The sequence below is a fragment of the Pauljensenia sp. 20925_1_34 genome, from assembly GCF_041432775.1.
In the GTDB taxonomy this organism is placed as follows: Bacteria; Actinomycetota; Actinomycetes; order Actinomycetales; family Actinomycetaceae; genus Pauljensenia.
In genome coordinates this window covers 23,972-39,723 of the sequence record NZ_JAPWAG010000015.1, presented here as the reverse complement: position 1 = coordinate 39,723, position 15,752 = coordinate 23,972, and the positions used below count along the sequence as shown (strand labels likewise).

General features: G+C 66.4%; 4 protein-coding genes. All 4 read left to right on the top strand.

Going from position 1 to position 15,752, the window contains the following annotated elements; translation table 11 throughout:
• Positions 1-187 precede the first annotated feature (187 nt).
• The 4 genes from O3669_RS06970 (at position 188) to O3669_RS06955 (ending at position 15,671) form a co-directional block, all read left to right on the top strand.
• A complete protein-coding gene (locus tag O3669_RS06970) occupies positions 188-4,003 on the top strand; it encodes a S8 family serine peptidase (RefSeq protein ID WP_371524170.1) in 3,816 nt (1,271 codons plus the stop codon).
• A 214-nt stretch (positions 4,004-4,217) separates the two neighbouring features.
• The gene (locus O3669_RS06965) at positions 4,218-7,586 is read left to right on the top strand and encodes a S8 family serine peptidase (RefSeq protein ID WP_371524169.1); all 3,369 of its coding nucleotides are present in this window, start codon (positions 4,218-4,220) and stop codon (positions 7,584-7,586) included.
• A 218-nt stretch (positions 7,587-7,804) separates the two neighbouring features.
• Positions 7,805-11,617: a S8 family serine peptidase gene (locus O3669_RS06960; RefSeq protein ID WP_371524168.1), complete on the top strand. Its 3,813-nt coding sequence runs from the start codon at positions 7,805-7,807 to the stop codon at positions 11,615-11,617.
• A 229-nt stretch (positions 11,618-11,846) separates the two neighbouring features.
• Positions 11,847-15,671 carry a S8 family serine peptidase gene (locus O3669_RS06955; protein ID WP_371524166.1) on the top strand — a complete coding sequence of 1,275 codons (3,825 nt, stop codon included), beginning with the start codon at positions 11,847-11,849 and terminating at the stop codon, positions 15,669-15,671.
• Positions 15,672-15,752 lie beyond the last annotated feature (81 nt).

Sequence of the window (15,752 nt, the reverse complement as noted above, 5' to 3'; positions counted from 1 at the left end):
GGACGGGAACGCAGCGTTTCGCGTTCCCGGGCCCGGCCCGTTTGACAATTCAGTCGGGCTTAACGGTTGGGTAAGCGGGATTGAGATTGTCACTCTCGCCTTTTCCGGTAGCGTAGTCTCAGGCGGCTGCGACGTGGGGGTGCCCACACCGGCAGCAGTCGTCTGTGATACTCAATGGAGAAGGCTTATGTCAATGAAGAAACCAGCTTCCCTCCTGGCGTTTGTCGGCGCGCTCGCGCTCGTGGTGACGGGCCCAGCGTCCGTGGCTTCGCCGATGCTCCCAGGCCACTTTCCCGCACAGGACACCCCGGCCTCGGCCCCGGTGGGCGACGTCAATACTGCGCTGACCTCGAAGGACGGGCAGACGCAGGAGGCCGATTCGCCCGGCCAGGACCCGGCGCGTGTCGTCGGCATCATCGTGCAGCTCGCCGATGGGACCGACCGCGCTGCGGCCCTGTCCTCCGTGAACGAGGCCGTGGCCGGGGTTTTCCCAAACGCCTCGGTGAGCGTGGAGCGCGAGTACGCCAACGTCCTGGACGGCTTCGCCCTCAAGGCGCCCGCCGGGTCGCTGGACGCGATCCGCAAGGCCCCGGGCGTCACGGCCGCGTTCCTTGAGCGCGAGGGGCACGTGAGCGACGTGGCCGCCGTCGATGCCGAGGGCGGCACCCGGGCCTCGAGGGTGGAGGGGCAGGACCCTGCGAACCTGAGCGCCCAGCTCATGATGCGCACCGACCAGGTCACCCAGAAGGGCGAGGGAAAGGTCATCGCCGTCATTGACACGGGCGTGGACATGACGCACCAGGCATTCACGCCCGCGCTGGCCGCCACGCCCGCCCTGTCCGAGGATGCCGTGGACGCCCTGCGGCCCAAGCTGGGGCAGGGCACGACCGGCGTGTACGTCAACGAGAAGTTCCCCTTCGCCTACGACTACGCGGACGGTGACAACGATGCCTCCCCGCGTGAGGGCGGCTCGGGCTTCCACGGGACGCACGTCGCCGGCATCGCAGCCGGTAACGCCGACAAGATCGTCGGCACGGCCCCCGACGCGCAGATCATCGTCGGCAAGGTGACGCGCACCGAGGACGACGCGCTCCTGGATTCGGCGCTGCTCGCCTCCCTCGACGACATGGTGGTCCTGCACCCGGACGTCATCAACCTGTCGCTGGGGTGGACGGCCGGCATGGACAACGAGGCCGACTCGGTCTACGCGACCGTCTACAAGAAGCTGGCGGAGGAGGGCATCACCGTCAACGCGGCCGCGGGCAACGCCTTCTCGACCGGATACGGCAACAACTCCGGCAAGGGCCTGCCCTACGCCTCCGACCCCGACACCTCTGTGATGGACGAGCCCGCCACCTACCCCTCGGTCGTGGCCGTAGGCTCCGTCGAGAACGCGCTCATCCGGAACGCCTTCACGGCCGCCGGCATGGACATCGGCTACCAGCGCTCGCGCGGCATGAACGGCGAGAAGGTCGCCTACTTCTCCGACCTGCCGGCTGGCACCTACGAGTACGTGGACGCCGGATTCGCCTCCGAGGAGGATGTTGCCGCCCTGAAGGAGAAGTTCCCGAACGGGCTGTCCGGTAAAATCGCGCTCGTCTCGCGCGGCAAGATGACCTACCAGAAGAAGGTTGAGAACCTCTACGACCTGCACCCTGCGGCTGTCCTGGTCTACAACAACGTCTCGGTCGGCTCGCTGATCATCATGAACCTGACGACCCAGGACGTCCCGGCTGCGTTCATCTCCCAGGCCGACGGCCTGGCGATGCTCGAGGCCGCCGACCATCACCTCACGATGACCGAGGGGCAGGTCCTGCCCCAGTCCACGATCTATGAGGCCTCCGAGTTCTCCGCGTGGGGCGTGTCCCCGGACCTGCGCCTCAAGCCTGAGATCGCGGCGCCCGGTGGCAACGTGTTCTCGGCGATACCGAACGGTGCGTACGAGCAAACCTCGGGTACGTCCATGGCGACCCCGCAGATGGCGGGCATTTCCGCGATTGTCCTCCAGCGCGTCCAGTCCGACCCGCTCTTCGCCTCGATGAGTGCGCGCGAGCAGGCCGACGTCGTCCAGAACCTCATCATGGGAACCGCGCGCCCGCTGACCGACGCGGCCCAGACCTCGGGCGCCCTGTACTCCCCGCGCAAGCAGGGAGCCGGTCTGGTTGACGCCTTGGCGGCCACGACCTCGTCCGTGTATCCGACCGTGAAGGGTGCTCCCGAGCCGTCCCGTCCCAAGGCGGACCTGGGCGACGGCACCAAGGGCTGGCACTTCGACGTCGTCCTCCACAACCTTTCCGACGCGCCCGCGACCTACGAGCTCGGCTCCCAGGCGCTCTCGGAGATCGTCGACGGAGGGTTCTTCACCGAGCACTCCTCGGATTGGCGAGGCCGTGGCGTGGACATCGCGTTCAGCGGCTCCGCCTCGTCGGCGGGGGAGGGCGCGAGCGTGACCGTCCCCGCGGGCGGGGAGGCCACCGTCGGCGTTGACGTGACGCCCGGCGCCGAGTTCGCCCAGTATGTCGCGGACAACGCGCCGTCCGGCACCTTCCTCGACGGCTTCGTGCGCTTCGCCTCGCGTACCGAGGGTCAGCCCGACCTCGCTGTGCCCTTCCTGGGCTTCTACGGCGACTGGGGTAAGGCTCCGATCTTCGACGCGCTGGCCTCCGACGGCGGAGCGCACACCCGCGCCTCGGCCATCATCAACGGAAAGACCGGCGACCTCCTCGGCTACAACCCCCTCGTCAAGGCAGCCGATCGCGTCGGCGCCCCCAACGCCCAGCGCTACGTGATCTCCCGGGCCGAGGCCTCGGGCGCCCCCACGGTCCTCGAACCGCGCACGGGCACACTGCGCAGCGTCCACACGCTGACCAGCACCTACACGAACGAGGCCGGGGAAGCCGTCGCGTCGGTGACGAACTACCGGAACTGGAAGTCCATCTACCTGACGAGCACAGAGGAGAACACGTGGGTCGAGGCCTACCACGACCCCACGGCCCTAGATGCCACCGCAGACGCGTTCAAGGATCTGCCCGACGGCCAGTACACGCTCACGATTGCCGCCCGCAACGACGGGCCGTCACCCACCGAGCAGTCCATCTCCTACATGTTCCGCCTCGACACCGCGGCGCCCGTCATTTCCGAGCTGGTGTACTCCGGAAAGGATGAGGGCTTCGTCGTCACCTTCGACGTCACCGATGCCTCGCCGCTGGCGGCGGTCGACCTGCACGATCCGGCCGACGGCCTGTGGTTCTACCGCCACGTCTTCACCGAGGACGAGGGCAGTGTCGGCGCCGACGGTCGCTACACGTACCACGTGGAGATTCCGATGAGCGTGATCCAGCAGGCGTGGACCGATCAGGGCGGCACGGGCGACGTCATCGCCAACCCGTACATCCTCGCGTGGGATTACGGCTTGAACCCCTCCGAGGTCTTCCCGATCAACCTGCCGAGCGGCAACCCGGGCACGCCCAGCCCGTGCGTGAGCCCCGCGGGCGGCCACTGGGCCAAGGACGCCACCGGCTGGTGGTACGTGTGTGCCAACGAGACCGGCTACCTCGCCGGGGGATGGTTCACGATTGACGGCGCCGACTACCAGTTCGGCCCCTCCGGCTACATGATGACCGGGTTCCTCAAGCGCCCGAGCGGCGAGTGGGTCTACGCGGACGCTACCGGGGCGCTGGCGAACGGATGGGTGCGTGACGGCGTGTATGGAGGGCCCTACTGGTACTACCTCGACCCGGCTACGAACGTCATGCGCACCGGATGGCTGTTTGACCGCGGCTCCTGGTACTACCTGGGATCCTCCGGCAATATGCACACCGGATGGATAGAAGTAGGCGGCGCCTGGTACTACCTGGACTTGACAGGAGCGATGCGCACCGGATGGCTCAAGCAGGGTGACGCCTGGTACTATCTGGGGCCTGACGGAGTGATGTTGACCGATGTGCAGATAATCAATGGGCGCACCTATGTCTTCGGCCCTTCAGGTGCCCTGATCGGGTAAGCGGAGGGGAAGATATCCCTGCAATACCTGGGTTTGGCGGCGCTTCGTACGGGTGTCGTCAAACCCAGGATTCGTTGTTGAAAAAGTTTGGGAAATGTTAAAAAAGGGCTTTTAGATTCCGCGATAAGTGTTGTACTCTGATCTCCAGTGACCACTAGGTCAAAGTTTGTTCCGGCCCGTCCGGGTCACCGACACCATCATTGGAGTTAGACATATGACACCGAAGAAACCGGCGAAGCTGCTCGCTATCGCCGGCGCATGCGCGGTTGCCATCGCGCTGCCCACGTCCCTTGCAATGCCGGGGTCGTTCATCCACCAGGCCGGCTCTGATGCCGACGCCGCCCAGTCTGAACAGTCAGCCGCCGATGCGGCTGCGGCGAGCGAGCCCGCTCCCGAGCTTCCTGTGGGTGATGTCGACAACGCGCTGACCTCGCCTGACGGCGAGTCCCTCTTCGACGAGGATGCCCCTGCCACGGTCGAGGACGACTCCTCGACCGTCGTGGACATGATCGTCCAGCTGGAGGACGGCACCGACACGACCGCCGCACTCGCCTCCATCAACGAGGCCGTGGCTGCGGCCTTCCCGGACGCCTCCACCGAGGTGACCCACGAGTACGTCAACACCTTTACAGGCTTCGCGCTGAGCGCCCCCATCGGCTCGATGGACGCGATCCGTGGTGTGAGCGGCGTGCAGAGCGCGTTCCTCGACCACGAGACGCGCGTGAGCGACGAAGGCGATGACACGCCCACCGACGCGGAGGGCACCGGCGCCGCCGAGTCCGACAGTGCCGCCGACGCCGAGAGCAGCCCCATGGCTGCTATGCGCGCCGCGCAGCACGGTGACGTCACGTCCGCCCAGGCCATGATGAAGGCCACCAACATCTCCCAGACCGGCTCTGGCAAGGTCGTCGCCATCATCGATACGGGCGTGGACATGTACCACTCCGCGTTCCGTGGCAACCTGTCCGGAACCCCCGCCATCGATAGCTCCAAGGGCGCTGCCCTGGCGCGCCAGGTGGGCAAGAGCGGCACCTACGTGTCCGAGAAGTTCCCCTTCGCCTACGACTATGCGGACGATGACAACGACGCCTCCCCGGCTGGTTCTCATGGCACGCACGTGGCCGGCATTACCGCTGGTAACGGCGGTCAGATCACGGGTATTGCCCCCGATGCTCAGATCATCGTCGGCAAGGTCGCGCGCAGCCGCGGCGGTGGTATCCCCGACTCCGCCCTGCTCGCCGCTCTCGATGACATGGCGATCATCAAGCCCGACGTCGTGAACCTGTCCCTCGGCCGCACGGCCGGCATGGATAGCGCGGCCGACACCCTGTTCGCAGGCGTGTACGAGAAGCTGCAGAACAACGGCATCATCGTCGATGTGGCCGCCGGTAACGAGTACTCGGCTGCCTACGGCAACAAGTCGGGCAAGAACCTGCCCTACGCCTCCGACCCGGACTCCTCGACCCTGGGTGAGCCCTCCACCTTCGCGCCCGTCGTGTCGGTTGCCTCCATCGAAAACGCGCGCGGCGGTCGTGGCGCCTACAAGATGTCCGACTTCAGCTCGTGGGGCGTGTCTCCCGACATGCGCCTCAAGCCCGAGGTGACCGCCCCCGGCGGCAACATCTACTCCGCCGTGCCCGGCGGTGGCTACCAGTACATGTCCGGCACGTCCATGGCGACCCCGCAGATCACCGGCGTCAGCGCCGTTGTCCTCGAGCGCGTCCAGAACGACCCGCTCTTCTCCTCGATGACCGCACGCCAGAAGGTCGACGTGGTGCAGAACCTCACCATGGGTACCGCAGTCCCCGTCACCGACCCGAACGGCAGCAACGGCGCCTACTACTCCCCGCGTAAGCAGGGCGCAGGCCTCGTCAACGTTCAGGCTGCCACGACGACGGGCGTGTACCCGACCGTCAACGGCGCGACCGACGCCTCCCGCCCCAAGGCGGACCTCGGCGACGGCACCAACGGCTGGCACTTCGACGTCACCCTGCACAACGTGTCCGGCACGGCGGCGACCTACGACATGTCCGCTCAGGCCCTGTCCGAGAACATCTCGGGTGGCCTCTTCACCGGCACGTCCAGCGACTGGAACGGCAAGGGTGTCAACGTCACCTTCTCCAAGAACAGCGTGACCGTCCCCGCCAAGGGCGAGGCCACCGTTGGCATCGACATCACGCCCGGCAGCCAGTTCGCTCAGTACGTCTCCGAGAACGCGCCCTCGGGCACCTTCCTGGACGGCTTCGTGCGCTTCACCTCGCGCACGAATGGCCAGGCTGACATGACCGTCCCCTACCTGGGCTTCTACGGCTCCTGGGGCACGCCGTCGATCTTCGACCAGCTCGTCTCCGAGGGTGACGGCCACGCCGCGTCCTCGGGCATCTACAACGGTTCGAACGGCAACCTCCTCGGCTACAACCCCCTCGTCAAGGGCCGCGACCGTCAGGGTCGTCCCAACGCCGAGCGCTACGTGATCTCCCGTTCCACGGCCTCGGGTGCGCCCACGGCCATCGCTCCTCGCACGGGTACGCTGCGAAGCGTCCACACGCTCACCACGACCTACGCGAACGAGGCCGGCAAGAGCATCGTTTCCTTCACCTCCAAGCAGAACTGGAAGTCGGTGTACGACTCCGACGAGCAGCGCATGAGCTGGGTTGAGGAAAACCACGAGTCGCGCTCGATCAACCTCAACGACTACAAGTACTCGAACCTGCCCGACGGCAAGTACACGCTGACGATCGCCGCCACCAACGACGGCCCGTCTCCGACCAAGCAGTCCATCACCTACAACTTCCGCGTTGACACCAAGGCTCCGGTCGTCGAGAGCGCCACGGTGAGTGGATCCACCCTCGAGGTCGTGATCAGCGACGAGTCGCCGCTGGCAGGCTTCACCGTGAACGATCCGAACAGCGGCCAGTACATCTACCGCGACGTCATCCGTAACGATGCCGACCAGACCTACTCCAACGGTCGTTACCGCTACAAGGCAACCGTCAACATGAGCGAGATTCGCGGCGGCGGCTATAACAAGCCCTACGTCCTCGCGTGGGACTACGGCCTCAACCACTCCAAGGCCACCACGGTGGGACAGTCCGCCGGTAACGGCGGCGGCGCGGATCAGCCTGGCGACAACGGTGGCAACACCGGCGATCAGCCCGGCAACGGTGGCAACACCGGCGATCAGCCCGGCGACGGCGGTAACACGGGCGATCAGCCCGGCACCGGCAACGGCGGCAACCCCGGCACGGGCGTGTGCACCCCCTACAAGTCCGGCCGCTGGGTTGGCGACGGAGCGCGCTGGTGGTACGTGTGCAACGACGGCAGTGGCTACCTGCGTAGCGGCTGGTACCTCATCGGCAACCGCTACTACTACTTCGGCCCCGATGGCTACATGTACACCGGCTGGCTCAACCGTGGAGGCCGCTGGTACTACCTGAACAACTCCGGTGCCATGGAGACCGGCTGGGTCAAGGTCGGAAACCGCTGGTACTACATGGGCTCCGACGGCTCGATGTACACCGGTACGCAATCGATCGACGGACAGAGTTACACGTTCGATGATTCTGGCGTGTGGGTCAAGTGACCTGCTAGCTCCTTCCTGACACACCCCTGGGCCCGGAAACGCTGTGATGACTGCGTTTCCGGGCCCAGGCCTCGTTTATGGACGGGCTCCTTGTCAGCACGTGGAACGCTGACGAAGGGCCCTTGTTGTGTCGTGTACCCTACGAGACAATGACCGATGGGTTGAACTTTGCATGACACCCCATCGGTTTTCCATCAACACATGGGAGTTTTACGACTATGACACCGAAGAAACCAGTGGCGCTGCTTGCGCTCGCTGGGGCGTGCGCGCTCGCGCTCGTGGCGCCCGCGGCCATCGCGTCGCCGCCCGCCCCCGCCCCCGCCACCCCACAGCCCGCGCCGTCCGCGACCGAACCGATCATTCCGGTCGGCGACGTCGACACCGCGCTGACCTCGAAGAGCGGCCAGACCCCGGCCGCTGCGCCGACCCAGGCCTCCGCTGCTGAGGACTCTGCGCGCGTCGTCGGCATCATTGTCGAGCTGGCGAGCGGCACCGACCGCGCTGCCGCCCTCGCCGCCATGAACGAGGCCGTGGCAGCCGCCTACCCGGGCGCCTCCGCCGAGGTGAGCCGCGAGTACACCAACGCCTTCAGCGGATTCGCGCTGAAGGCCCCCGCTGGGTCGCTTGACGCGATCCGCGGCGTGGCCGGCGTGAAGGCCGCGTTCCTCGAGCGTGAGATTCAGGTCGACGATAACGTGACGCCCGACGCCGAGGGTGGTTTCGCGGCCGCGCGCCTGGCGGGCCAGAATCCCGACAACCTGAGCGCCCAGCTCATCATGCACGCCGACCAGGTGTCCCAGAAGGGCGCGGGCAAGGTCATTGCCGTCATCGACACGGGCGTGGACATGACCCACCCGGCTTTCGCCGGTGCCCTGTCCGGGACTCCCGCCCTGGATGCGGGAAAGGTGGCCTCCCTGGCCGCGCAGCTGGGTGCGGGCAAGACGGGCACCTACGTCTCCGAGAAGTTCCCCTTCGCCTACGATTACGCGGACGATGACGCCGACGCGTCCCCGGCAGGTTCCCACGGCACGCACGTCGCCGGTATCGCCGCGGGTAACGCCGGTGAGATCATGGGCGTGGCCCCCGACGCGCAGATCATCGTCGCGAAGGTCGAACGCGACAGCGGCGGTATCCCGGACTCCGCGCTGCTATCCGCCCTGGATGACATGGCGGTCCTGCGCCCCGATGTCGTGAATCTTTCGCTCGGCCAGACAGGTGGCATGGACAACGCCGCCGACAGCGTCTACGCGGGAATCTTCGAGACGCTGCAGGAGAAGGGGGTCGCAGTCGACGCGGCCGCCGGTAACGAATTCTCCGCAGGCTACGGCAACAACTCGGGTAAGAACCTGGCCTACGCCTCCGACCCCGACTCCTCGACCCTGGATGAACCCGCTTCCTACGCCCCCGTGGTTGCCGTTGCCTCCCTCGATAACGTGCTTCAGGCCAACGGTTTCAAGGCGGCTGGACGAGACATCGCCTACCAGCGTGCGCGCGCGGAGAACGGTGACAAGATCGCTGACATCGCCGAGCTGCCCGCTGGCGACTACGAGTACGTTGACGGTGGAATCGCCTCCGAAGAAGATGTGAAAGCTCTCAAGGAGAAGTACCCGGACGGACTGGCCGGTAAGTTCGTGCTCGTGTCGCGCGGTAAGCTGACCTTCGACGCGAAGGTGTCGAACCTTGCAGACCTCAAGCCCGCTGGCGTCCTCGTCTACAACAACGTCCCCGGCGACGCGCTCATGGTCATGAGCCTGTCGACGCTGAGCGTGCCCGCCGGTTTCATGTCGCAGGCCGATGGTCAGGCCATGCTGGCTGCCGCCGACCATCACCTGACCCTCGTTGAGGGCATGACGATCACGCCCAGCAGCAAGCATTCGATGTCCGGCTTCAGTTCGTGGGGCGTCACCCCTGATCTGCGGCTCAAGCCCGAGGTGACTGCCCCCGGCGGCAACATCTATTCCTCGGTGCCTGACGGCGCATACGGGTTCATGTCCGGCACGTCCATGGCGACGCCCCAGATCGTCGGCGTGAGCGCCGTCGTGCTTGAGCGCGTTCAGAACGATCCGCTCTTCGCCTCGATGAGTGATCGTGAGAAGGTGGACGTCGTCCAGAACCTCATCATGGGCACAGCCGCCCCCGTCGTCGATCCGCTCCAGGACACTGGTGCCTACTACTCTCCGCGCAAGCAGGGATCCGGCCTGGTGAACGTTCTGGCTGCTACGACCTCGTCTGTGTACCCGACCGTGAAGGGTGCCCCCGAGCAGTCCCGACCCAAGGCCGACCTGGGGGATGGCACGAAGGGCTGGCACTTCGACGTTGTCCTGCACAACCTGTCCGACGCCTCGGCGACCTATGAGATGAACTCTCAGGCGCTTTCCGACATCGTGACGGACGGCTTCTTCAGTGAGCGCTCCTCCGATTGGCGCGGCAAGGGCGTGGAGATTGCCTACTCCGGCGCTGCCTCGGCCACCGGCGAGGGCGCGACCGTCACTGTGCCCGCGAAGGGCGAGGCCACCGTCGGCATCGACGTCACCCCCGGATCCGCGTTCGCCCAGTACGTGACAGACAATGCGCCGTCGGGTACCTTCCTGGAGGGCTTCGTGCGTTTCACGTCGCGCACGCAGGGTCAGTCTGATCTGACCGTGCCCTACCTGGGCTTCTACGGCGACTGGGGTAAGCCCGCGATCTTTGACCAGCTTGCCTCTGAGGGCGATGGGCACGTCCTGGCCTCGGGCATTTACAACGGTAGGAACGGAGACCTGCTCGGGTTCAACCCCCTGCGCAAGGTGTCGGAGCGTACTGTTCGTCCCCAGTCCGACAAGTACGTCATTTCACGCTCGACGGCCTCTGGTGCTCCCACGGCCATCGATCCGCGTACAGGCACTCTGCGGTCCGTGCACACGATGACCACCACCTACACGAACGCGGCTGGCGAGGTCGTCGCCTCGTACACGTCTCACCAGAACTGGAAGTCCGCCCTGGACTCGAATGGGGTCATGACTGCGGTGGAGCAAGGCCATGCGTCCAGGGGCCTGGACCTGACGTCCGACGAGTTCAAGAACCTGCCCGATGGCGCGTACAAGGTGACGATTGCCGCCAGCAACGACGGTCCTTCGCCGACCGAGCAGTCTATCTCCTACGACTTCCGCGTCGATACGACGCCTCCGGTCATCGAGCGGGCAAGCGTGGACCTTGGTGATATGGCTGGCCCCGTTCTCGATCTGGAAATCAGTGACGAGTCACCCATCGCCGGCTTTACCCTGCACGACCCCGGAAGCGGACTGTGGTTCTACCGCAGTGTTACTGAGGATGACGCCCACCAGTGGTACAGCGAAGGCAGGTACCGCGAGAGCCTAAGTATCGGTCTGGGTGAGTTTGAGCTCGGTTGGACCGATCAGGGCGGCGAGGGCGACATCATTGCGCACCCCTACCTGCTCGCGTGGGACTACGGCCTCAACCACTCCGAGGCCGTCACGATTGACCTGCCTTCCGACAACGAGGGTCCGATCGCTCCGTGCGTGAGTCCCACGGGCGGACACTGGGCCCACGACTCCACTGGCTGGTGGTACGCCTGTGCGAGCGGCACGGACTACCTCAAGGGCGGCTGGTTCACGATCAACGGCTCCGACTACCTGTTCGGTCCCAACGGCTACATGTCCACCGGTTTCCTCCAGCGTCCCTCCGGCGAGTGGGTCTACGCGGATTCCGAGGGTGCTCTGGTGGGCGGCTGGGTCAGCGACGGCGGCTCCTGGTACTACATGGATCCCGACACCAAGGTCATGCGCACCGGCTGGCTGCTCGATCGCGGCTCCTGGTACTACCTGTCCGACAGCGGTGCGATGGCCGTCGGCTGGGTGCAGGTGGATGGTTCCTGGTACTACCTGAAGGCCTCCGGGGCGATGGCCACCGGCTGGGTCAAGGTGGGCGACTCCTGGTACTACCTGTCCTACTCGGGAGCGATGCTGACGGGCACGCACACGATCAACGGACGCACCTACGTCTTTGACGAGAACGGTGCGTGGGTCGGATGAGAGCGAGGCGCTAGCGCCTGACGATCATCGCCACGAGGCCCGGGAACCTTGCTATGTAAGTGTTCCCGGGCCTCGTCACAGTTTGTCGGTAAAATATTCTCCAATTGTTCCCCAATGTGAAACAAAGTTTGTCAAAAGTTGTTCGTGAGGTATGTTAGGTGTGGCGGCCGACACGGCGGAGCCCTTCCGCCCCAGGGACGGCCACTGTCGACACATTGGAGTTACGCACATGACAACGAAGAAACCAACGGCGCTCCTCGCGCTCGTCGGTGCCTGCGCGCTTGCGGCCACAGGCCCGGCGTCGCTCGCAGCGCCGACGACTCCCACGCCACCGCAACCCACCGAGCAGGCCACGGCCTCGTCCCTGCCCGTGGGCGACATCGACACCGCGCTGACCTCGAAGAGCGGGCAGACCAGCCAGGCCGATCAGGCCCAGGCGAGCGACGAGGCCGACTCGGCCGCCGTCGTGAGCATCATCGTCCAGCTCAATGACGGTGCAGACCGCGCCGCCTCCCTCGCCTCCATCAACGAGGCCGTGGCCGGCGCCTTCCCCGGAACCTCCGCCCAGGTGGAACGCGAGTATGACAACGCCCTGCGGGGCTTCGCGCTCAAGGCCCCCGCCGGCTCTCTCGACGCGATCCGCGCGGCGAGCGGCGTCAAGGCCGCCTTCCGTGATCGCGAGACCCGCGTCGAGGATGCCGACGACCAGGTCGCTGGCGAGGGAGCGACGAACTCCGCCCGTACCTCAACCCAGGACCCCGCCAACCTCAGCGCCCAGCTGATGATGCACGCCGACCAGATCACCCAGAAGGGCGACGGGAAGGTCATCGCCGTCATCGACACGGGCGTGGACATGACGCATCCGGCGTTCGCGGGCGCCCTCGGGGGAACCCCCGCGCTCTCGGCGGACAAGGTGGCGTCCCTGACCCCCCAGCTGGGCGACGGCAAGACCGGCACCTACGTGTCGGAGAAGTTCCCCTTCGCCTACGACTACGCGGATAACGACCCGGACGCCTCGCCGACCGGACAAGCCGGATCGCACGGCACGCACGTCGCCGGCATCACCGCGGCCAACGCGGGCGAAATCGTCGGCATCGCGCCCGACGCGCAGATCATCGTCGCCAAGGTCGCGCGCAGCGTCGAGGGCGACATCACCGATTCCGGGCTGCTCGCCGCACTCGACGACATGGTGATCCTGCACCCCGACGTCGTCAACCTGTCGCTCGGCCAGCTCGGAGGCATGGACAACGAGGCCGACTCGGTCTACGCGACCGTCTTCAAGAGCCTGCAGGACGTGGGCGTGACCGTCAACGCGGCAGCCGGCAACCACTACACGGCCGGATACGGCAATACCTCCGGCAAGAACCTGCCCTTCGCGTCCGACCCGGACTCCTCCACCCAGTGCGAGCCAGCGACCTACTCCTCCGTGGTCTCCGTCGCCTCCGTCGATAACTCGCTGGCGCACAGCGCGTTCACCGTCGGCGACCGCGACATTCCCTTCCAGCGGGCCGGTGGCGCTGACGGTCAGAAGATGCCCGACCTGTCCGACCTGACCGGCGGCCCCTTCGAATATGTCGACGGCGGTATCGGTTCGGCCGAGGACGGCGCCGCGCTCAAGGCCAAGTACCCTGAGGGCCTGGCCGGAAAGATCGTGCTGGTCAAGCGAGGCTCCCTCACCTTCCAGACCAAGTTCGACAACATCGCAGGCTCCAAGCCCGCCGGCTTCATCGTCTACAACAACGTTCCCGGTGACTCCCTCGTCGTCATGAGCCTGGCGACGAACGGCGTGCCCGCCGCATTCATTTCGCAGGCGGACGGCGAGGCCATGCTGGCCGCCGCCGACCATCACCTGAGTGTCGCCCCCGGCAAGGTCGTCGCACCCAGCTCGAAGTACTCCATGTCGAGCTTCTCCTCCTGGGGCGTCACCCCCGACCTGCGCCTCAAGCCCGAGGTCGCCGCACCCGGCGGCAACATCTACTCCTCGGTGCCCGGAGGCACCTACGAGTTCATGTCCGGCACGTCGATGGCGACCCCGCAGATGGCGGGCGTGAGCGCGGTCGTCCTGCAGCGCGTCCAGAATGATCCGCTGTTCGCCTCGATGAGTGCGCGCGAGAAGGTTGACGTCGTCCAGAACCTCATCATGGGCACGGCCGCTCCCATCGCCGACCCGCTCCAGGACACCGGCGACCCGTACTCCCCGCGCAAGCAGGGCTCGGGTTTGACGAACGTCCTGGCTGCCACGACCTCGTCCGTGTACCCGACCGTGAAGGGTGCTCCCGAGTCCTCCCGACCCAAGGCCGACCTGGGGGATGGGACCAAGGGATGGCACTTCGACGTCACCCTCCACAACCTCTCCGGCGTCGAGGCCACCTACGCCCTGAACACGCAGGCGCTCTCCGAGATCGTTGAGGATGGGTTCTTCACCGGCCACTCCTCCGACTGGCGAGGCAAGGGCGTGGACATCGCCTACTCCGGCGCGGCCGTGAGCGGCACCGGCGAAGGCGCGACCATCACCGTCCCCGCCTCGGGCGAGGCAACCGTGGGCGTGGACGTCACGCCTGGCGCCGCCTTCGACTCCTACGTCGCGCAGAATGCGCCCAACGGCACGTTCCTCGACGGCTTCGTGCGCCTCACCTCGAAGACTGACGGACAGCCCGACCTGACCGTGCCCTACATGGGCTTCTACGGCGACTGGGGCAAGGCCCCCATCTTCGACGCCCTCGCCTCCGACGGGGGAGCGCACACCCTGGCCTCGGGCATCTACAACGGCACCACGGGCCAGCTGCTGGGATACAACCCCCTGGTCAAGGCCGACGCGCGCACCGGCACGCCCAAGGCTGACCGCTACGTCCTCTCCCGCGCCGAGGCCTCGGGCGCTCCCACGGTCCTCGAACCGCGCACCGGCACCCTGCGCAGCGTCCACACGCTCAACACCGTGTACGCGAACGCCGCCGGTGAATCCGTCGCCTCGTACGTGACCCACCAGGTCTGGAAGTCCGGCGTCAACCCCAGCACCGGCAAGATGACCTGGGTCGAGGACGGCCACGAGCCCACGACCCTGGACCTGCGCTCCGACGCGTACAAGAACCTGCCCGACGGCGACTACACGCTGACGCTCTCTGCGCACAACGACGGGCCCTCGCAGGCCGAGCAGTCGATCTCGTACAACTTCAGCATCGACACGGCCGCGCCCGAGGTCGCCAACCTGGAGTACACGGAGGAGGGCGGCAACGCCCGCCTGCTCGTCACGGTCACCGACAACAAGCCCCTGGCCGGCATCGACCTGCACGACCCGGCCGACGGCCTGTGGTTCTACCGCCACGTCTTCTCTGACACCGACGGTGTCAAGGGCGACGACGGCAGGTACCGCTACGAGTTCGAGATCCCCATGTCCGAGCTCTCCCAGGCCTGGACCGACCAGGGCGGCTCCGGCGAGGTTATCGCCCACCCGTACCTGCTCGCCTGGGACTACGGCCTGAACCACTCCGAACCCAAGACGGTCGACCTGCCCACCGGCAACGAGGGCGTCAAGCTGCCCTGCACCGACCCCGCCGGCGGTCACTGGGCCAAGGATGCCGTGGGCTGGTGGTACGTGTGTGCCAACGGCACCGACTACCTGACGTCAGGGTGGTTCACGATCAACGGCTCCGACTACCAGTTCGGACCATCCGGCTACATGATGACCGGCTTCCTCAAGCGCGTTGATGGCCAGTGGGTGTACGCCGACTCCGAGGGCGCTCTCGTGGGCGGCTGGGTGCGCGATGGTGGCTCCTGGTACTACCTGGATCCCGCCACGAAGACCATGGCCACCGGCTGGTTCTTCGACCGCGGTTCCTGGTACTACCTGGGCGACTCGGGCGACATGCACACCGGCTGGGTGCAGGTCGGCGGCTCGTGGTACTACCTGAACTCCTCGGGTTCGATGCGCACCGGCTGGCTGAACCTGGACGGCGCCTGGTACTACCTGGGACCTGATGGCGCCATGTTCACCGGCACGCACACGATCAACGGACGCGTCTACACCTTCGATGAGTCGGGAGTCTGGCAGCGCTAAGCCTGTCTGTCCCTTCCGATTCACGAGGCCTGGGCCCGGGAACGCTCCCCGCGAGAGTTCCCGGGCCCTCCCGTATGCGCG